This window comes from Epilithonimonas hominis (assembly GCF_003730015.1).
Lineage (GTDB): Bacteria > Bacteroidota > Bacteroidia > Flavobacteriales > Weeksellaceae > Epilithonimonas > Epilithonimonas hominis.
Map to the genome: position 1 here is coordinate 1 of NZ_RJTU01000021.1, position 19,186 is coordinate 19,186.

17 protein-coding genes, 1 tRNA gene and 1 pseudogene are annotated in these 19,186 nt (G+C 36.5%); 10 read left to right on the forward strand and 9 right to left on the reverse strand.

The annotated features are described in order from the left end of the window. Nucleotides 1–321 precede the first annotated feature (321 nt). A complete protein-coding gene (locus EGH73_RS03065) occupies nucleotides 322–1,659 on the reverse strand; it encodes a dihydrolipoamide acetyltransferase family protein (RefSeq protein WP_123280641.1) in 1,338 nt (445 codons plus the stop codon). 121 nt (nucleotides 1,660–1,780) lie between these two features. On the opposite strand from EGH73_RS03065, the gene EGH73_RS03070 reads away from it, so the two are divergent. From EGH73_RS03070 to EGH73_RS14150, 4 genes and pseudogenes are all read left to right on the forward strand, one after another. Continuing rightward, nucleotides 1,781–2,071 (forward strand): putative quinol monooxygenase, encoded by a 291-nt coding sequence (locus EGH73_RS03070; protein ID WP_228411397.1) that lies wholly within the window; start codon nucleotides 1,781–1,783, stop codon nucleotides 2,069–2,071. A 142-nt stretch (nucleotides 2,072–2,213) separates the two neighbouring features. Continuing rightward, on the forward strand, nucleotides 2,214–2,954 hold the full coding sequence (locus EGH73_RS03075) for a hypothetical protein (RefSeq protein ID WP_123280642.1): 741 nt from the start codon (nucleotides 2,214–2,216) through the stop codon (nucleotides 2,952–2,954). A gap of 15 nt (nucleotides 2,955–2,969) precedes the next feature. Next, nucleotides 2,970–4,457 (forward strand): annotated as a pseudogene (locus tag EGH73_RS14145) (M36 family metallopeptidase); the annotation flags it as partial. Next, on the forward strand, nucleotides 4,455–4,805 hold the full coding sequence (locus EGH73_RS14150) for a T9SS type A sorting domain-containing protein (RefSeq protein ID WP_245985396.1): 351 nt from the start codon (nucleotides 4,455–4,457) through the stop codon (nucleotides 4,803–4,805). The pseudogene EGH73_RS14145 and the gene EGH73_RS14150, both read left to right, overlap by 3 nt. A gap of 56 nt (nucleotides 4,806–4,861) precedes the next feature. Here EGH73_RS14150 and EGH73_RS03090 read toward each other — a convergent pair whose 3' ends face one another. Continuing rightward, complete coding sequence (locus EGH73_RS03090) at nucleotides 4,862–5,248, reverse strand: acyl-CoA thioesterase (protein ID WP_123280699.1); 387 nt, start codon at nucleotides 5,246–5,248, stop codon at nucleotides 4,862–4,864. Nucleotides 5,249–5,522: 274 nt separating this feature from the next. Between EGH73_RS03090 and EGH73_RS03095 the strand changes: the two genes are divergently transcribed. Next, nucleotides 5,523–7,538: a urocanate hydratase gene (locus EGH73_RS03095; RefSeq protein WP_123280644.1), complete on the forward strand. Its 2,016-nt coding sequence runs from the start codon at nucleotides 5,523–5,525 to the stop codon at nucleotides 7,536–7,538. 141 nt (nucleotides 7,539–7,679) lie between these two features. Here EGH73_RS03095 and EGH73_RS03100 read toward each other — a convergent pair whose 3' ends face one another. Together EGH73_RS03100 and EGH73_RS03105 are read right to left on the reverse strand one after the other, a co-directional pair. Continuing rightward, nucleotides 7,680–8,480 carry a GLPGLI family protein gene (locus EGH73_RS03100; RefSeq protein ID WP_123280645.1) on the reverse strand — a complete coding sequence of 267 codons (801 nt, stop codon included), beginning with the start codon at nucleotides 8,478–8,480 and terminating at the stop codon, nucleotides 7,680–7,682. Between the two features lie 49 nt (nucleotides 8,481–8,529). Continuing rightward, on the reverse strand, nucleotides 8,530–8,829 hold the full coding sequence (locus EGH73_RS03105; protein ID WP_123280646.1) for a hypothetical protein: 300 nt from the start codon (nucleotides 8,827–8,829) through the stop codon (nucleotides 8,530–8,532). Between the two features lie 201 nt (nucleotides 8,830–9,030). Here EGH73_RS03105 and EGH73_RS03110 point away from each other — a divergent pair, with 201 nt between their 5' ends. The 5 genes from EGH73_RS03110 to EGH73_RS03140 all read left to right on the forward strand — a co-directional run bounded on the left by EGH73_RS03110 (nucleotide 9,031) and on the right by EGH73_RS03140 (nucleotide 14,784). After that, a complete protein-coding gene (locus EGH73_RS03110) occupies nucleotides 9,031–9,360 on the forward strand; it encodes a hypothetical protein (RefSeq protein WP_123280647.1) in 330 nt (109 codons plus the stop codon). Between the two features lie 296 nt (nucleotides 9,361–9,656). Beyond that, complete coding sequence (locus EGH73_RS03120) at nucleotides 9,657–10,415, forward strand: Rossmann-fold NAD(P)-binding domain-containing protein (RefSeq protein ID WP_123280649.1); 759 nt, start codon at nucleotides 9,657–9,659, stop codon at nucleotides 10,413–10,415. Between the two features lie 441 nt (nucleotides 10,416–10,856). Continuing rightward, nucleotides 10,857–11,240, forward strand: coding sequence for a DoxX family protein (locus EGH73_RS03130; protein WP_123280651.1), 384 nt, complete (start codon nucleotides 10,857–10,859; stop codon nucleotides 11,238–11,240). A 152-nt stretch (nucleotides 11,241–11,392) separates the two neighbouring features. After that, nucleotides 11,393–13,018: an NADP-dependent glyceraldehyde-3-phosphate dehydrogenase gene (locus EGH73_RS03135; protein ID WP_123280652.1), complete on the forward strand. Its 1,626-nt coding sequence runs from the start codon at nucleotides 11,393–11,395 to the stop codon at nucleotides 13,016–13,018. 314 nt (nucleotides 13,019–13,332) lie between these two features. Continuing rightward, nucleotides 13,333–14,784: an LptF/LptG family permease gene (locus tag EGH73_RS03140; protein ID WP_123280653.1), complete on the forward strand. Its 1,452-nt coding sequence runs from the start codon at nucleotides 13,333–13,335 to the stop codon at nucleotides 14,782–14,784. A 185-nt stretch (nucleotides 14,785–14,969) separates the two neighbouring features. On the opposite strand, the gene EGH73_RS03145 is transcribed toward EGH73_RS03140, so the two are convergent. The 5 genes from EGH73_RS03145 to EGH73_RS03165 all read right to left on the reverse strand — a co-directional run bounded on the left by EGH73_RS03145 (nucleotide 14,970) and on the right by EGH73_RS03165 (nucleotide 19,098). After that, nucleotides 14,970–15,773: a Cof-type HAD-IIB family hydrolase gene (locus tag EGH73_RS03145; protein ID WP_123280654.1), complete on the reverse strand. Its 804-nt coding sequence runs from the start codon at nucleotides 15,771–15,773 to the stop codon at nucleotides 14,970–14,972. A gap of 55 nt (nucleotides 15,774–15,828) precedes the next feature. Beyond that, nucleotides 15,829–16,623, reverse strand: a complete 795-nt coding sequence (gene galT, locus EGH73_RS03150) for a galactose-1-phosphate uridylyltransferase (RefSeq protein ID WP_123280655.1) — start codon at nucleotides 16,621–16,623, stop codon at nucleotides 15,829–15,831. Nucleotides 16,624–16,786: 163 nt separating this feature from the next. After that, a tRNA-Ser gene (locus EGH73_RS03155) sits at nucleotides 16,787–16,873 on the reverse strand. Between the two features lie 47 nt (nucleotides 16,874–16,920). Continuing rightward, entirely contained in the window at nucleotides 16,921–17,937 is a 1,017-nt protein-coding gene (locus EGH73_RS03160) for an asparaginase (RefSeq protein ID WP_123280656.1), read from the reverse strand. A 204-nt stretch (nucleotides 17,938–18,141) separates the two neighbouring features. Beyond that, nucleotides 18,142–19,098, reverse strand: a complete 957-nt coding sequence (locus EGH73_RS03165; protein WP_123280657.1) for a D-2-hydroxyacid dehydrogenase — start codon at nucleotides 19,096–19,098, stop codon at nucleotides 18,142–18,144. Nucleotides 19,099–19,186 lie beyond the last annotated feature (88 nt).

Here is a 19,186-nt window from a genome sequence, read left to right on the forward strand (position 1 = left end):
CAAGGTTTGAGATTGATCCATAACTTTCTGAAACCGTTGGATATCTTGAAAGAGAATTTTCTCAAAAGGAAATTGACATTTTGGGAGATGAAATTGAAAGGATTACCTCAATCATATCTCAAAATCCAAATATTTTTCCTCATTCTGATAGATTACAAACTAGAAAAGCCGTAATTTTAAAATTTAACACTTTATACTACAGAATTATGAATGATAAAATTGAAATTGTATCATTTTTTTCAAACAGACAATCTCCAGAAAAAAAGAAATTATAATATTAAAACAAAACAAAAAGCCTCAGAAAATTCTGAGGCTTTGATATTATATTTCTGTATGGAGATCCCAATTTTCGAGATAATCGTTGACGTGCTTCAGGAACATTCCGCCAAGACTTCCGTCCACTACTCTATGGTCATAAGAATGTGACATAAACATCTTTTGACGAATCGCAATCACATCTCCAAATTCTGTCTCGATAACTGCAGGTTTTTTCACAATCGCACCAACTGCTAAAATCGCAACCTGAGGTTGAGGAATAATCGGCGTTCCCATCAGGTTTCCGAAAGTTCCTACATTGGAAATCGTGTAGGTTGCACCTTGCGTATCTGCCGGCGTCAGTTTTTTATTTCTTGCTCTGTAAGCCAAATCGTTGATTGCTTTTGCCAAACCAGACAAACTCAATTGGTCTGCGTTTTTAATAACAGGAACTATCAGATTTCCGTCTGGAAGAGCCGTAGCCATTCCGATATTGATATTTTTCTTTTTGATGATTTTGTCGCCATCTACAGAAACATTAATCATTGGGAAATCCTGAATCGCTTTTACAACCGCTCTGATGAAAATCGGCATAAACGTCAGTTTCTCGCCATCTCTTTTTTGGTAAGAATTTTTGTTGGCATTTCTCCAAGTCACAACGTTTGTAACATCTGTTTCTATAAACGAAGTTACGTGTGGCGAAGTATGTTTGCTGTTTACCATCGCATCTGCAATGATTTTTCGAACTCTGTCCATTTGGATAATTTCGTCGCCATCGTTGAGTTGGAGGGTTTGAGGATTTGAGGGTTTTTGAGTTTGAGTTTCTTGCTTTACAGGACTCTCTATTTCTTTAACACTAGAACTCTCCGACTTAGAAGCTCTGTTTTTCACAAAATTTAGAATATCTTCTTTTGTAATTCTGCCTTCCAATCCGCTTCCTTTTATGGTTCTAAGTTCAGAGTCAGAAATCTTTTCTTCCTGAACAATAGACTTGACTAAAGGCGAAAGATATATATCTGAGTTTTGATTACTGAATGAGTTATCGGAATAGTTGCTCAATGGTTGCTCCAAAGCACTTACAACTTCTGGCTCAGGCTGAACAATTTGGTCTTTAACTTCCTCATAAGACTTTGTTTCAGGTTCTTGAGATTCCTGCGAACCGCCTTCTGTTTCCAAAATAGCAATGGCTTCACCAATTTTAGCAACTTCGTCTTTCTGCTTAAGGATTTTAACAATTTTACCAGAAACGGGTGTCGGAACATCAGAATCTACTTTATCTGTTGCTATTTCTACCACAGAGTCATCTTCTTTTATAAAATCGCCTTCATTAAACAGCCAACTAATAATAGTTGCTTCCATAACGCCCTCGCCCATACTTGGGAGCAATAGTTTGTATTCTGCCATTTTTTGCTTTTTTGAATTTTTCCAAAAGTACACTTTTTTTTATTAATTGTATAATTGAAATTTTTAAAAATTTAAACACTTGAATTTTATAAATTTGACTATTAAAAAACATCACAATATTATGGCGGTTTACCTAAGCGCAATCATCCACATCAAAGAAAATTATATGATGGATGCAATAGAATTATTAAAAAAACTAGTTATCGAAACCCGTAAAGAAAATGGATGCATACAATACGATTTGTTTGAAGACGTAAGAAACAAGGGTGTATTTTTTATCCACGAACAATGGGAAACTAATGAAAATCTTCAATCCCATCAAGCATCGGAACATATGATTTATTTTAGAGAAAATATTGCAACATATATGGAAGAGCCTAATAAAGTATATCTTGGCAACAAACTTTTCTAATTTGAAAATAATCAACAATATCATTGATTATTTAACAAATATTCAAATAATACAACTTTATTTGTATTTTATTCATAAAATAAGATTTTTTTGAATAGTTTTGCTAATACTGTATTTAACTATAATATAATAAATTTTAAATATGATAATAAATCAACTAACTAGATCTGTTGGAATCGGTGTATTGTTTCTTTTTGCAAACCTAAATGCACAATCTACCAATGACAAGATCATTAGAAATTTCATCAAAAATGATGTTACTTTCCGTGCTAACTCAAATGTAGAATTTAAAATACAAAATGAGGATAAATCAAACAGTCTTCAGTCTGAAATTGTAAATGTTCAACAATATTATAATAACACGCCAATATATAAGTCTCTTGCAAAAGCTGTTATAAGGGGCGGAAACGTAATCTCTTTTAACAATAATTTCATACGGGTTAATCCAAATAATATCGTTCGTGATAAGATTGACAAGTCAGAAGCGCTATACACAGCTCTGAGACATCTTGATATTAATACAAGTGGTTTTGAGTTACTGGATGAGAAGAGTGGTGATATGATCAACCTTCCTGATAATAAAGTGGCAAGTATCAGATTTTTTTATGAGAAAGACAACGCACTAATTCCCGCTCAGTTATTTTTCATCAATCAAACTAAAGAAAATAAATTCTACTCTACCCTTGTTAGCTTGACAACTGGTGAAATTCTTGAGAACAACAACATGATTAATGAGTGTTCTTTTGAAGATAATCATTTTACTGGTGATCCATCTGAGAATTCTAGTCATCTTCTGACTCATTTTAACAACAATCTCAAGAATAAAAACTTTTCAAAAGCTGTAACCAATGCCTCTTATAACGTTTTTCCGTTCCCAATATAAGCTCCGACTTTTGGATCAAGAGCAATCGTAAGCAACCCTTGGGATCTCACGGCCTCACCAGAAGGCTGGCATTCTAACGGAACAACTAATTACACAAACACATATGGTAATAATGTCCTCGCTTATGTAGATAATAACGCTTCCAACACAGTTGGATTTACTCCATCCAGCACAACGTCCGGAAATCTCACATTTGATTTTCCATTTGCTGAGTCAACTTCATTAAGCGCCTATGACAATAGAGCATCTGCTGTCACCAATTTATTTTATGCCAATAATATGATTCACGATATTATGTATAAATTTTGATTTACATAGACTTCAAGAAACTTCCAATCAAATAATTTTGGAAAAGGCGGAGGTGGTAATGATGCTGTAAGAGCAGAAGCTTTTGATGGTAGTGGTTACAACAATGCAAATTTTGCGTCAGGATACGAAATCCAAAATACAAATGGCTCATATACCACACAAGCGCCAAGAATGCAGATGTATCTTTGGAATTATAGTGTGCCATTGAAGCAAAGATTATTTTATACCGATCCTGTCTTAGCTACAAGACCTGCAGTGAATAGCGGAGCTGCAAACTTCGGAAAGCAACTGATGGAAACGGGTGTAACGGCAAATGTGGCCATACCATCTGTTACCAATGCTTGTACAGCTCTAACCGCCGAAAGTCTTACCGGAAAAATAGCTATGGTTAATACCGCCAGTTGTGCTTATAATATAAAAGCAAAAAATGTTCAGGATGCTGGTGCCATAGGGATGATTGTACACAGAACTACTTCTAATTCTGTATCTGATATTTCTGTTGCAAACGTTACCAATGTAAGCATACCAACTATTATGATTCCAAAAGATGAAGGTGATTTTATTACCTCCGAGCTTAATGCTGGAAAAACTGTCAATGTGAATCTTAAAGACCTTGCTGTTGGATACAAAAATTCAAGTTTTGATAATGGCGTTGTGATCCATGAGTACGGACATGGCGTTTCTAACAGATTAACTGGACAAGGATACAGCTGTCTCACAAATCTAGAGCAAATGGGAGAAGGCTGGTCAGATTTTTTTGCGCTAATGCTTACAAATACACCTGGATACATATCCACAACTGGAAGGGGTATTGGAACTTATTCAACCAACTCGCCTACTACAGCCCTAGGAATCAGAAGCTATCGTTACACGACAGATATGACAGCAAATCCTTTTACTTATGCAAATACTAATACTACACAAGGCCAGGCTCATGCTGTAGGTCAGATTTGGGCAACGATGTTATGGGATTTACATTGGAAAATGGCGGAAAAGTATGGTTATAACTATGATATCACAGCTGATCCAAATTCTGGTAGTGCAAAAGCCCTTCAACTCGTGATGGACGGTTTAAAACTTCAGCCTTGTAACCCTAATTTTGTATCCGGAAGAGATGCCATTCTACAGGCAGATCAGTTGGCAGGCGGTGCAGATAATTGTTTAATCTGGAATGTTTTCGCAAGAAGAGGTTTGGGAGTTAATGCATCTGCAGGAACCAGTACTAGCATAACAGATCAGGTAGAAGATTTTACGGTTCCACCTGCTTGTGTACTTGCTACCGAGGATATTGCCAGAAATAAAAATTTCGGCATCTATCCAAACCCTGCAAAAGAAGAATTCTTTATAAAAGCTGCTCCAACAGTTGGAAACGCAACTATCAAAGTAGAAATACTTGACATGAATGGTAAACTGGTAAAATCTTTTGAAAGAAAGAAAAACAGCTCAGACTCTATCTCCACTAAAGGATTGATAAAAGGAACTTATCTGGTTATAATTTCTGACAATGGAAAATCCGATGCAGAAAAATTAATAATTGAATAGTGATTATGTCATATAATGATTAAATAAAAGAGACTGTGTATCTACAGTCTCTTTTTTTATGGAAATATTTTCAACGGTCTCTTGTTCTTGTCTATCGCAACAAGCGTAAAATCGCCCGACACAGCTTTCTCGCGGGTATTATCGTACATCTCTTCCACGAAAATTTCTACACCCACCTTCAAGCTGGTTTTCCCGACGTATTTTACTCTTCCAATCAGTTCCACCAAAGTATCTGCAGGAATAGGTTTCTTGAAATCGATTCTGTCACAGCTTACGGTTACAAATGATTTTCTGGCAAATCGAGTAGCAGTCATAAAAGCCACTTCATCCATCATTTCCATTACTTTTCCACCAAACATTGTGTTGTGATGATTGGTTGTGTTGGGAAAAACAACTTTGAAAACATGGGTTTCAGATTCCTGGATCTGGATTTCGTAATTCATTTCTTTTTTAGAATTAATATTAAACATTGAAATGAATAGAAAACTGAAAAGAATTCTACTTCAAATCGCAAAAGAATTCGGGGATCCGACTTTCTGTAAACACAGATTACGGTTGCGCGGCAGCTCGTGAATTACACACGATTTACCCTTTTTACGGATGCAAATATAGGTTTTAACAAATTACCATAAACGTTTTGCGGATGTTTTTCATTTTGAATATCTTTAAAACCATAAAAGATCCTACATCTATCAATAAACAACCATTAACTAAATAATGACTTTCCAAGAACAAATACAACAAGGCATTCCCGCAGAATTACCTCAGCCGAAACCATACGACCCAACCATCAATCACGCTCCGAAACGTAAAGAAATCTTAACGGATGAAGAGAAAAAACTTGCTCTGAAAAACGCCTTACGTTATTTCGAACCCAAATTCCACGCAGAATTATTGCCGGAATTCAAGGAAGAACTAGAGAAATATGGCAGAATTTATATGTACCGTTTCCGTCCGGATTATGAGATGAAAGCGAGAGACATTGCAGAATATCCCGGCAAATCTGAGCAGGCAAAAGCGATTATGCTGATGATTCAGAACAATCTGGATTATGCAGTTGCACAACACCCTCACGAATTGATTACTTATGGTGGAAATGGTGCAGTTTTCTCGAACTGGGCGCAGTATCTTTTGACAATGAAATATCTGTCTGAAATGACTGACGAACAAACATTAACGATGTATTCCGGTCATCCGATGGGATTATTTCCTTCGCACAAAGATGCACCGAGAGTGGTTGTGACCAACGGAATGATGATTCCAAATTATTCTAAACCGGATGATTGGGAAAAATTCAATGCTTTGGGTGTGACGCAGTACGGACAAATGACGGCAGGATCTTATATGTACATTGGTCCGCAGGGAATTGTTCACGGAACAACAATTACCGTTTTGAATGCTTTCAGAAAAATAAATAAAGAGCCAAAAGGCGGATTGTTTGTGACTTCTGGTTTGGGCGGGATGTCCGGAGCTCAGCCAAAAGCAGGAAATATTGCAGGTTGTGTTACGGTGATTGCAGAAGTGAATCCAAAGATTACTAAAATCCGTCACGACCAGAAATGGGTGAACGAAATATACGAAAATCTGGATGACTTGGTTTCCAGAGTAAGAAATGCACAGGAAAATCAGGAAACGGTTTCTCTGGCTTATCTTGGAAACATTGTTGAAGTTTGGGAAAAATTTGATGCAGAAAATTTAAGAATTGACATCGGTTCAGACCAGACTTCGCTTCACAATCCTTGGGCAGGCGGTTATTATCCGGTTGAACAAACCTTTGAGGAATCCAATATAATGATGGCTGAAAACCCTGAACTATTCAAAGAAAAAGTTCAGGAAACCTTGAGAAGACACGCTTCTGCTATCAACAAACATACAGCAAAAGGAACCTATTTCTTCGATTACGGAAATGCTTTTTTACTGGAAGCTTCCAGAGCCGGAGCTGATGTTTTTAAAGATGAAAACGGAAATTTCTGTCCAGCGAATCGCTCAAAATTGGGTGGCGAAACCTTCGCCTATCCGAGTTATGTTCAGGATATTATGGGACCAATGTGTTTCGATTACGGTTTTGGGCCGTTCCGTTGGGTTTGTACCAGCGGAAAACCGGAAGATTTACAGAAAACAGACGAAATTGCCTGCCAGGTTTTAGAGGAAATGATTAAAAATTCTCCCGAAGAAATCCAACAACAGATGAAAGACAACATCCAGTGGATCAAAGGCGCTCAGGAAAATAAACTGGTTGTAGGTTCACAGGCGAGAATTCTATATGCCGATGCGGAAGGAAGAATGAAAATCGCAGAAGCCTTCAACAAAGCCATTGCCAACGGAGAAATCGGGGCGGTGGTTTTGGGAAGAGACCATCACGATGTTTCGGGGACGGATTCGCCGTACAGAGAGACGTCCAATATTTATGACGGCTCGAGATTCACGGCAGATATGGCGATTCAGAATGTAATTGGCGACAGTTTCCGTGGTGCAACTTGGGTTTCTATTCACAACGGTGGCGGCGTTGGCTGGGGCGAAGTAATCAACGGTGGTTTCGGGATGTTGCTCGATGGAAGCGATGATGCCGACAGAAGATTAAAATCTATGCTCTTCTGGGACGTCAACAATGGAATTTCCCGCCGAAGCTGGGCAAGAAATGAAGGTGCTGTTTTCGCCATCAAAAGAGCGATGGAAGCAGAACCGAATCTGAAGGTGACCTTGCCGAATTTTGTGGATGAGAGTTTGTTTTAAAACTTTTTAGATATAGGAAAACCTGCTTTGAGGCAGGTTTTTTTTATATATTTTCATCTGTATGCCCATACAAAAATGGTTGCACAATTAACCAAATTTGAAATAATTATTTTTTCTTCAAAAAATAATATAACAACAGAACTACTTTAATTCTAAAGGATTACTATTCAATTTTTTATTTCTATCAATTGCTTCTTTCATCACTTTTGGATCCACATTAATTTTAATTCCTCCAGAAATAGCCTCAGCAAACGGATTATCAAGAGCGTTATTTTTAATTTGTATCAGTTGTTCTCGATCCTTCAGTAATTTATATTTTTCAACAATAATAATTGGAGTTTTGTCTATTTTTTTTACCTCTTGCAAAGTAAACACATAATCTTTTTTATCATCATAAACCTTCACTATAAGTCCTGGCAAATTATTGAATTTATAAGGACCTACATTTAAAGAATGAGAGGAATCAAAAAGTGCTGTCCAGTTTCTTCCCAAGTAATTTTGTGTTTTCGCTTCATCGGCTCTAAATTTTTCTAAATTCTGCTGTTTGCCAGTCATCAACCATTTAGGATTGTCTAAGATTGTATAGCCAAAATTATTAGTCCCAATAGTTTCTATAAACAATTTTTGAGATTTTATATTATAAACAATATATTCATTTTTAGATTTTGGTCTATTTTTAAGCCCAAAAAAACCGAGAGGATTACCCCCATTAGCAATATCAGTCATAATGGAATCCTTAATGATTTTATTTTTTGAAATAAACTTCGAATCCGTATTTGTTACGTACAGGTAAAAAACCTCTTGTTGGATATAACTAGAATTTGTAGAATCACTTTTATAATCCAGCACGTATGTAAGTCGATAACTAGAGTTATCTGAAATTTCTTGCGCAAAAATAAAAGAACTAAAAAATATAAGTATGTTAAATATCTTATTCATCATTAAAAAAACTATTCCCACATAATTATGGGAATAGCATGAAAATTAATTTTTAAAAAGGACACCAAATATAATCATGATATGCTACAACCATAGCCATTTGTAAAACAGTTGTTCCCGCAGGAAATTCGTAATTATAAGAAACACCACAAGAGAATGTAACAGGGAATCCATATAATTGGAATGCCGTAGAATTGATTGATTCATTTTTTAACAAATCTGATTGGGTCGACGTTTTTTTGCTTTCAGATATTTCGCCGATAGCTATCGAATTATCAAAATTTTTCAAATCATTTTTAGCACTCAACAAGCTCACTGAACTAACAGCAAGCAGAAAAAAAATTTTCTTCATTTTAGTATTTTTTTTAATTAAACATAATTTTTTGAATTATAAGCTCTTTTTTCTTACTCTGCTTATACTTCTTACTATTCAAAGAAAAAAAAAAAAAAGGACGTATGCAATAGTTTTCTATTTTAATTTATTTTTTTTAATTAATACAAGATAATCAACATTATATTTGTATCAATTAATGATACCAAAAACCACAAAATTATGATTGCAGAAATCCAAAAATTCATCGAAATTCAAAATAACATTGATCAGATTCTAAAAAACTCTCCAGTCAAATTATCCTTTATCATAGAAAAATCGGGAATTAAGAAACCGACATTCTTTAAGAAATTGAAGGAGAAAAGATTCACACCACAGGAACTTCTGATTATTGCCGAATACGTAGAACCAAGAACTTGGCGAAATGAAACCAAAGAAGAAATCTTAGAATCTTTGAAACGTTCAGAAGAAGACTTTAAAAACGGACGAACTCACGACTACAAAGAAGTGATGGAAGCTAGCAGACTACGTTTAGAAAAATACAGAAATTAAAATAAAATTCTCTGACGAATCACTCTCCGATTTAAGAAATATAGAAGAATATCTTCTTGAACATTGGAGTGATAAAATTCTGGACGACTTTCTGACAAAATTGGATGAAATTCTAGAAATTATTTGTGATGGAAAAGTAGTTTTTCAAAAATACGAGGATACAATTTATCACAAAATTTTAATCACGAAGCACAATACACTTATCTATATCATAGAAAACAACACTTTAAAAATCGTCAAAATCCTCCAAAACTTCCAAGATCCAAACGGTAACGAAAAATCATTAAAAAGCTAAAATGCAAAACCTAGGAATCATCGGTTTCGGCTGGCTCGGAAGCCGCATCGCAGAAAGACTGTCCGACCGATATGAAATCTTCGCAACCACAACCACAGAATCAAAAATAGAAGACTTAGAGTCTAAAGGATTTCGTACTACTTTGGCGAGTTTTCCAGATGAGATCAATCCTGAAATGAAGGAATGGGAAGTTGCATCTGAACTTGATGCTGTTATTGTTACCATTCCGTTTTCCGGGATCAGAGGAATGCAGGTTTCCATGAAGGAAAGGCAGCAAAATCTTCTGAAGTTTTTAGGAGATTACAAAGGGCAGCTCTTCCTCCTCAGTTCCACAGGCGTCTATCCCGAGACCGAACAAGACTACACCGAGGCCGACAAACCGGCGGAGGAAGTAGAAAGCGAAAGCTTCATCCTGGAACAATTTCCCCAAACCAATATCCTGAGATTAGCAGGTCTTATGGGCGACCAAAGACTGCTCAAGAACTACAACATCTCCAATCTCGCTCAGTTGGTGAACCACATCCATTACGCCGATATCTGTACCGCCATCGAAAAAATATTGGCGCAACAATCCCGATCCAAGGTTTACAACATCGTAGCGCCCATCCATCCCAGCAAAGAAGAAGTCATCAATGCCCAGAAAGGACTCTCCTACTCTGGCGAACGAACCACAAAAGGCAGAACCATCTCGCCCGCAAAACTGATTCAGGAATTGGATTTTGAGTTCCAATATCCCGATCCGCGGTATTTTCATTTGTAAAAAAGCAAGTTGGTTTTAGCGCTTTTCAGGATGACATCTTCTTTATCAAAAGGCAAAGAGGCTGATTCCAGCTATCGAATAAAGAGTTATGATGTTATTTTGAAGAAGTAGATTTACAGATTGATTGTAATTAAAAAACCTACGTTAGGCAGGTTTAATTAATAATTTACATTCTCAAATCTACAAAACCGCAATCACTTATAGTTAAAGCTTTCGTAAACCATAAAAAAGAAGAAATAGCTCCATCAAAATTCCAAAATCCAATACCAACAAATCCAGGTTTTGCACACGTAAAGTGTACACCGATTGCCCTTCAAAGGGATATGGACTACTGAATACAACATTCTAGTAGAACAATTCATAAACTTTTCTGACTTTTGGAATTCAATTTTTACAAGTTTTGGAATCATTCTTGAACCTCTTTCATAAAAATCATTCATTATGGAAGCAACTACAATCAAAACCATCGCAAAATACGGATTAGGCGCAATGCTGATTTCAGCAGGAATCGGACACTTGACCTTTGCCAGAAAAGAATTCCAGGCTCAGGTTCCGGAATGGGTGCCTTTGGAAAAGGATGACACAGTAGTCTATTCCGGAATTGTAGAAATAGCAATGGGAACAGCCATCATTGCTGCGCCCAAGAAATACGAATCCCTTGTAGGAAGGGTAGCCGCCGGATTATTCACTGCCGTTTTTCCCGGGAATATTGCCCAGTACAAAAACAGAAAAGACAGCTTTGGACTCAATACCGATAATAAGAGATTCGCCAGACTTTTTATGCAGCCTTTGTTATTATTATGGGCAATCAAAGCAACAGATTAATAAAATTTGAATTAATTAACAACTCAGCTTTAAAGTTGAGTTTTTTATTTTCGAATACAATAAATTAATAATTCGGCTATTTCTAAACCAATTTTAAACTCTAAATTTATACTTCGAGAAATCGAATGTAATTTCACACTAAACAAAAAACTATGAGTTCAGGACAAAGTAATTTCAACAATTTATTCAAATCAGAAAGCGAAATCCCGGAAGAATATAAAGTTCCCGTCATCCATCAAAGAGAATATCTTCTCAATGGAGAATTGGTTCAATGGAATGGAGATGTTACTGAAATCTATTCGCCAGTTTGCATCCCAACAGAAAACGGATTGGAGAGAAAACTTCTGGGTAGCATCCCGAATATCGGACCACAAGAAGCGTTGGATGTTTTAGATGCTTGTGTAAAAGCCTATGACAACGGACTTGGCGTATGGCCAACGATGTCTGTAGAAGGCAGAATCCAATGTATGCAGAAGTTTGTTGGTTTGATGATCAAAGAACGTGATCTGGTCATCAAACTATTGATGTGGGAAATTGGCAAAACCCTCCCCGATTCTACCAAAGAATTTGACAGAACCGTAGATTACATCAACCAAACCATCGATGCTTTGAAAGATTTGGACAGAGAATCATCAAGATTTCAGCAAGCAGAAGGAACTATTGCTCAAATCCGAAGAGCGCCACTTGGAGTTGTCTTGAGTATGGGACCTTTTAACTATCCATTGAATGAGATTTTCACAACGCTGATTCCAGCTTTGATAATGGGAAATACGATTTTGTTCAAACTACCAAAACACGGCGTTCTCGCTCATTATCCTCTATTAAAAGCCTTCCAAGAAGCATTTCCAAAAGGAACGGTTAACACTTTGTATGGAAAAGGTTCAGAGATTATCACCCCAATTATGGAAAGTGGAAAAGTGAATGTTCTGGCTTTCATCGGTTCTAGTAAGGTAGCCAATGGTTTGAAAAAACTTCACCCAAAAGTGAACAGACTGAGAGCAATCCTAAGTCTTGATGCTAAAAATGCAGCCATCGTCACTAAAAATGCCAACTTGGATATTGCTGTTAGTGAAATTATTTTAGGATCGTTATCTTTCAATGGGCAACGTTGTACAGCATTGAAACTAATCTTCGTTCAGAAAGATGTTGCTGAGGAATTTACAAAGAAATTGACAGATGCCGTTTCTGCTTTGAAAGGTGGATTGCCTTGGGAAAAAGATGTCAAAATCACACCACTCCCAGAAGTAAACAAACCGCCTTATTTGGAAGAATGTATCGCTGATGCGGTCTCAAAAGGCGCAAAAGTATTAAATGAAAATGGCGGTTATAATGAAGCTTCTTTTGTTTTTCCAGCTGTGGTTTATCCTGTAAATGACCAAATGAAATTGTATCACGAAGAGCAGTTTGGTCCAGTGATTCCAGTTGTACCATTTGAAACGATAGAAGAACCTATCGATTATCAAGTGAACGCAAACCACGGGATGCAAGTCAGTATTTTCAGTGAAGATGCTTTGGAAGTTTCTAAATTGATTGATCCTTTTGTGAATTTGGTAAGTCGTGTGAACATCAATTGCCAGGCGCAACGTGGACCAGACGTTTTCCCTTTCACAGGAAGAAAAGATAGCGCAGAAGGAACTTTGTCTGTTTTCGATGCATTGAGATCTTTCTCAATCCGATCTTTGGTTGCTGCAAAAGTAACTGATTCCAACAAAGAACTCTTGAACACGATTGTAAGAGACCACGATTCTAATTTCCTGAGTACAGATTATATTTTTTAACAAGACTTTGAGATAATAGACGATTAAGGAATTTACTTATATTGTCATTAGACTAAAAACCGCAATTAATCAATGCGGTTTTTTCATTGAATTGCGCGCAGCCCGGCTTGAACGGAGCTCTTTTTCTTTTTTCAGAGAAAAAAGAAAAAAGCGGGAGTGGAAGACGGAAAAGCTGCCATAAAAAATAAATATTAAATAGCTTTCGATGTAATCAAATAGCTGCCCAAATAATTATACATAAAAATTTGCCAAAATTTAGTTATCGATTTCAGTATTGCTTTTTTTGCATTATTTTTGAGGTCTAAAATTCGGATTTGAAAAAATTAGATCAATATATTATCAAGACTTTTTTCGGGCCATTTCTGTTCATATTCAGTGTATTGTTTTTCATTTTTATTGTAAACATTATCTGGACGCAGATGTCGCAACTGACGGGAAAAGGCCTAACCTATTGGGAAATATCCAAGTTTCTTTTTTATCTGGGAATCAGTGTCGTGAGTATGGTTTTGCCACTTACGATCTTGCTTTCTTCGATTATGACTTTCGGAGATTTTGGCGAGCGCTATGAACTGGCTGCAATGAAGGCTGCGGGAATCTCACTTGTGCGGGTGATGATGCCACTCTTTATTACAGTTTCATTTCTAGCAGGGATTCTCTTTCTTTTTTCCAATAATGTGATCCCAGATTTCCAGCGGAAGGCCAAAAATATGATGTTCAATATCATCTCATCTAAACCGGCGATCAATTTTACGCCAGGGTTTTTTATAGACCAAATATCAGGATACTCGGTGAAATTTGATAAAATATACGGCGAGAAAGGCGAAAAACTGGAAGGTGTTTTCCTTCATAAAAATGCAAGTTCCTATGATGATCAGCAAACCATCATAGCCAAAAGCGGTAAGTTTGCACCAGCTGTAGACCGCAATTATCTAAAACTAATTCTTTACAACGGCTATGTTTTTACTGATGATATTTCCAACAAGAATTATAATGAAAGACTGAAACAGCCGAATCAGTCTGTAAAATTTGACAGTCTTGTAAACCATTTTGACATCAGCGAACTTATAAACAATGCTATAGAAAAAGAAAAAATTACTGATGATTACCGTTTTCAGACTTACGGCGAAGTTCAGGAAACATTGGAAAAAAACAGAAAAGGTAATTTCGCTACGCTTAACTCCATTGCAACTCCCGTTATCTCACAGACCAATAATTACGTAGAATATATTGATAAAACCAAAACTAAGGATAAGATCACTCAGCCTTACAAAATCGATACGCTGAAAAAAGATAAAAAACTAGAAGTCCTTTGGGGTGCTTATAATAAAATAGAAGCCTTAAAATCAAGTGTAAATTCAAATGAAACCGGCATCAGAGATACTATAAAACAGCATAATAAAATTGTAATTTATCAGCAGAGAATTATTTCTTATTCTTTTACTTGCATTATATTTTTCCTCATTGGTGCCAGCTTGGGATCTATTATCAGAAAAGGAGGAATGGGACTGCCTGTCATTATTGCCATTATTATTTTCATTATTTTCTATGTGCTGAATCTTTCTATGGAAAACCTAGCCTGGAAAGGCGCAATGAATCCTTATCTGGCAACCTGGATTCCCAATATTGCTTTATTTCCCTTCAGTATCTGGCTGACTTATAAAGCTCTGACAGACTCTCAGCTTTTTGATATCGAGAAATATAGAGCCCTATTCAAACCAATTATAGAAAAGTTTTCCAAACCAAAAGAACACCAACGTTATCAATAAAATACAAAAAAACCTCTGCATACGCAGAGGATTTGTATTTATAGATCACCTATTAAATGCTAACCTGCAAAAGATTTTTTTTTAAACTCGCATCTGAGGCTGCTAAGAATACACTCGGCAAAATAATTCTGAGCATCTATTGCTTTAGTGAGCGGGTGGAGTCATGAAATATTAGGAAAAAAGGCTTACGAAGTTAGATCTAGAAATTTTCTAATAGTCTTTAAAACTCCGAATTCATCATTGGAATCTGCTTCAAAACAAGCGATTTTCTTTACCAAGGGATGTGCATTCTTCATGGCGTATGAATATCTCGAATTTTCCAACATTTTGATATCATTCATATAATCCCCAAAAACCATGGTCTCGTCTTGCGAAATCCCAAGAGCATTTTGTAATTTTTCCACAGCATTGCCTTTGTTAATACCTTTGTTCATAATATCCAGCCAGTATTTTCCAGATATAACGACCTCCAGATTGGCCTCTTCAAATTTTTTTAGAAAAGGATAGAGATGAGCTTCAGAACTGTCCGGATGATAAACGGCAATTTTGAAAGCATTGTCATCTATTTCCTCGGTCAGATCATCTACTTTTTGATTTTCTGTATAATATTTGGTTAAATAATTTTTAAAATCGTTATCATTGCTTTCAAAATAAGCTTTTTTGCGGGCAGAAAGAACGGCTCTAGCACCAGGAATATTCCGTACCGCGATGATAATCTCCTTCACAAGTACATAATCCATTTTGTCTACAAAAAGCTCGTTGTTTTTATAAACCACATAGCCACCATTTTCTGCAATAAAACCCATATCTTCTTCTATATCTTTGAAATAATGGGTAATTCCCGGCATTTGTCTGCCACTCGCAGGAACAAAAAGAATATTTCTTTTCTTAAGTTCCTGATAGATACCGGGAAAGTCCTTACCAACCTCGTGTTTTGAATTGAGGAAAGTGCCATCCATATCGGTAACGATCAGTTTTATATCTTTCATAAAATTAATTTCAAGCAATAATACCAATCTATTTTTTATAATGAGGCTAAAATTTTTATTTTCCTATCTTATAATGAACAGTGGAGATATTTTTCAATATTTCAGCACTTTGCTCCGGGGTGATGTCGCGTTGCGCTTCAGCAAGCATTTCGTATCCTACCATAAATTTTTTAACTTCCGCATTCCTTAATAAAAGTGGATAAAAATGCATATGAAAATGCCATTCGGGATGTGATTTTCCGTCCGTGGGCGATTGATGAATCCCTGCTGAATAAGGAAATGAAATCTCAAAAAGATTGTCATACATCGTTGTCAAATCCTTTATTATCGATGCTAAAGATAATTTTTCGCTATTTGAGAACTGCAATATATTTTCCATCACTCTTTTGCTTATAATGATTGTTTCATAAGGCCAAACAACCCAAAACGGCACCAATGCTACAAAATCTTCGTTTTCCAAAATGATTCTTTCGCTAGATTTCAATTCTGTTGTCAAATAATCGCGCAACAGAGTAGTTCCGTTTTTGTTAAAATATTTTTTCAGGTTTTCCTGAGTTTTCAAACAAATAGAAGGAACGGAGGATTGTGCCCATATTTGTCCGTGCGGATGCGCATTGCGGCAACCCATCACACGTCCTTTGTTTTCAAATATCTGAACGTGGTTGATGTACTCTTCAGAACCCAATTCCTCATATTGTTGCTGCCAAACGTCGACCACTTTTTTGATGTCGACCACTTCCATTTCCGATAAGCTGAGACTGTGGTTTTCCAAAAAACAAATGACTCTGTTGATACCTCGTTCTGGCTTTAATGAAAAAAAATCTAACTTTGTCTCCGAGAGTGTTCGGATTTTTGACCAATCAAAGCCATCTCTTTTTTGGTTAAATTTAAATCACCTAAATGCCCTCATAGTATCTACACAATTTCGCTGTTTTCTAGTATGCTGTAAATACAAAAAAGCCTTTAAACACTAAGATTTAAAGACTTTTGATGCAATTTGCTTTCTGCATTCGCAGAGAGGAAGGGATTCGAACCCTCGATACAGTTACCCGTATACTACCTTTCCAGGGTAGCTCCTTCAACCACTCGGACACCTCTCTAATTGAGGTTGCAAATATAATGAAATATCTTATTCCTCCAAGGATTTTTAAAAATCTTCTGTCACTTCTCCCGAAATATTTTCACTGAATAATTCGGAGAATGACTTATCATATTTAGGATTGTTGAGAATATGCATTACTTTGGTAATCGCAGCTTCCGCTGTCATATCTTTTCCGCTGATGGCACCGATAGTTGTGAAAATATTACTATTGCTATATTTCCCAAAACTAATTCCGCCTGACACACACTGACTTATCACAACTATTTCTATTCCACGAATTCTCAATTCCTGAAGGACATTCTGCGTTTTTTCATTATTAAAAATCGTTCCCGAACCGAAAACCTGCAAAACAATCGCTTCTGGAGTTTTGAATTCCAATAGAGATTCAAAGTTCATTCCTGGAAAAATCCTGTAAAAAATCACTTTTTCATTGAGATAAATATCTAGTTCAAATTTGCCTTTAGGTTTCCAAAGCAAATCTTTTTCAATATTAAGATGAACTCCGGATTGCCCAAGAATGGGATAATTAGGACTTTGATAAGCATCGAAAAACTCAGCAGAATATTTCAGGCTTCTATTTCCACGAAGAAGTTTATATTCAAAATAAACAGCGACTTCTTTGATGACGGCTTCATCATTTTCATAAAGACTGGCGTAATATAAGCTCGTCAAAAGATTTTCCTTGGCATCGGTTCGCAAATCTCCAATGGGTAATTGAGAACCTGTCAAAATCACTGGTTTACCCAGATTCTTCAGCATAAAACTAAGTGCAGAAGCCGTGTAGGACATCGTATCTGTTCCGTGAAGAATTAAGAATCCGTCAAAAGCATCATAATTTTTATAAATCCATTCTGCTATCATTCGCCATTCATTGGGTCCCATATCAGAAGAATCGACCGGTTTTTCAAAAGGATGAACAGAAACCTCGCATTCCAAAAGATTCATTTCTGGGATTCTCTTGAAAATAGTGGAAAAATCAAATGGAACAAGACTTCCTGTTTCATAATCTTTTTCCATCCCGATGGTTCCGCCGGTGTAAATAAGTAAGACTTTTCTTTTCATAAGAGAATGTTGATTCGAAGGTCAAATGTCGCAGCCCGACTTGAACGGAGCTCTTTTTCTTTTTTTGCTAAAAAAGAAAAAAGCGGGAGTGGAAGGCGGATTAAGCTGCCATAAAAACCTCAACAAAAGTAAAATTTTAATCTGAATGGGGAAAATAAAAAATGCCCGTTAAAAAACGAGCATTATTTTGATGTTTAAGTTAAATTATTTAACCAAAAGGATACTGGCAATCTGATTCGCCAACTCAGTTCCGATTCTGTCCTGAGCTTCTTCTGTAGCTGCACCGGTGTGAGGCGTCAAAGAGATTTTTGGATGCGTCAGGATTTTTTCAGAAGGCGTTGGTTCATTCTCGAAAACATCAAGACCTGCAAACGCCAATTTCCCAGAATCCAAAGCTTCTATCAAAGCTTCTTCATCTATTACGCCACCTCTAGCACAATTTACGATCGCTGCGCCAGTTTTCATTTTCTCTAATTCTGATTTTCCAATGATAGGACCATCCTGAGCAGGAACGTGAAGCGTGATAAAATCCGAATGCTGAATCAATTGTTCCAACGGCTCAGTTTCTATCTCTACGTTAATATATTGCTGATTGTAGAAATCTACACGTACACTTGCTTTCCCGATTCTTGTATCGGAAGCAATCACTTTCATTCCCAATCCAAGCGCGATTCTAGCAACCTCTTGTCCGATTCTTCCGATTCCAACAATTCCGATAGTTTTTCCTCTCAATTCAATTCCAGCTTCGTATTTTTTCTTCAATTTTGCAAACTCAGTATTTCCTTTTACAGGCATTTGTCTGTTAGAATCCTGCAGAAATCTGCTTCCTGAGAAAAGATGTGCAAACACCAATTCTGCAACAGATTCCGAAGACGCTGCAGGTGTATTGATTACGTGTTTTCCTTTCTCTCTAGCATAAGCAACCTCGATGTTGTCCATTCCAACTCCACCTCTACCGATGATTTCCAGACTTGGGCAGTTATCCACCATTTCCTTCGTCACTTTCGTAGCACTTCTTACAAGCAGAACTTTAACTTGATTTTCGTTGATATAAGTGATTAGATTTTCCTGAGCCACTTTGTCCGTGATTACCTCAAATCCATTGTCTTTTAGCGCATCTATTCCAGATTGCGTCAATCCGTCATTAGCAAGTACTTTCATTATAAATTGTATGTTTTTTGAAGAACAGAATCTGTTCAATAATTAATTGGTTTAAGAGCTTAATCCCGCTTTCCGTTGCAATCTTTTG

Excerpts from the sequence above, each read along its gene's own strand:
- EGH73_RS03065 (WP_123280641.1), bottom strand. The coding sequence starts at position 1,659 with ATGGCAGAATACAAACTATTGCTCCCAAGTATGGGCGAGGGCGTTATG.
- EGH73_RS03070 (WP_228411397.1), top strand. The coding sequence starts at position 1,781 with ATGGCGGTTTACCTAAGCGCAATCATCCACATCAAAGAAAATTATATG.
- EGH73_RS03110 (WP_123280647.1), top strand. The coding sequence starts at position 9,031 with ATGATTGCAGAAATCCAAAAATTCATCGAAATTCAAAATAACATTGAT.
- EGH73_RS03130 (WP_123280651.1), top strand. The coding sequence starts at position 10,857 with ATGGAAGCAACTACAATCAAAACCATCGCAAAATACGGATTAGGCGCA.
- EGH73_RS03165 (WP_123280657.1), bottom strand. The coding sequence starts at position 19,098 with ATGAAAGTACTTGCTAATGACGGATTGACGCAATCTGGAATAGATGCG.
- EGH73_RS03100 (WP_123280645.1), bottom strand. The coding sequence starts at position 8,480 with ATGATGAATAAGATATTTAACATACTTATATTTTTTAGTTCTTTTATT.
- EGH73_RS03090 (WP_123280699.1), bottom strand. The coding sequence starts at position 5,248 with ATGAATTACGAAATCCAGATCCAGGAATCTGAAACCCATGTTTTCAAA.
- EGH73_RS03135 (WP_123280652.1), top strand. The coding sequence starts at position 11,393 with ATGAGTTCAGGACAAAGTAATTTCAACAATTTATTCAAATCAGAAAGC.
- EGH73_RS03145 (WP_123280654.1), bottom strand. The coding sequence starts at position 15,773 with ATGAAAGATATAAAACTGATCGTTACCGATATGGATGGCACTTTCCTC.
- EGH73_RS03095 (WP_123280644.1), top strand. The coding sequence starts at position 5,523 with ATGACTTTCCAAGAACAAATACAACAAGGCATTCCCGCAGAATTACCT.
- EGH73_RS03075 (WP_123280642.1), top strand. The coding sequence starts at position 2,214 with ATGATAATAAATCAACTAACTAGATCTGTTGGAATCGGTGTATTGTTT.
- EGH73_RS03120 (WP_123280649.1), top strand. The coding sequence starts at position 9,657 with ATGCAAAACCTAGGAATCATCGGTTTCGGCTGGCTCGGAAGCCGCATC.
- EGH73_RS03160 (WP_123280656.1), bottom strand. The coding sequence starts at position 17,937 with ATGAAAAGAAAAGTCTTACTTATTTACACCGGCGGAACCATCGGGATG.
- EGH73_RS03105 (WP_123280646.1), bottom strand. The coding sequence starts at position 8,829 with ATGAAGAAAATTTTTTTTCTGCTTGCTGTTAGTTCAGTGAGCTTGTTG.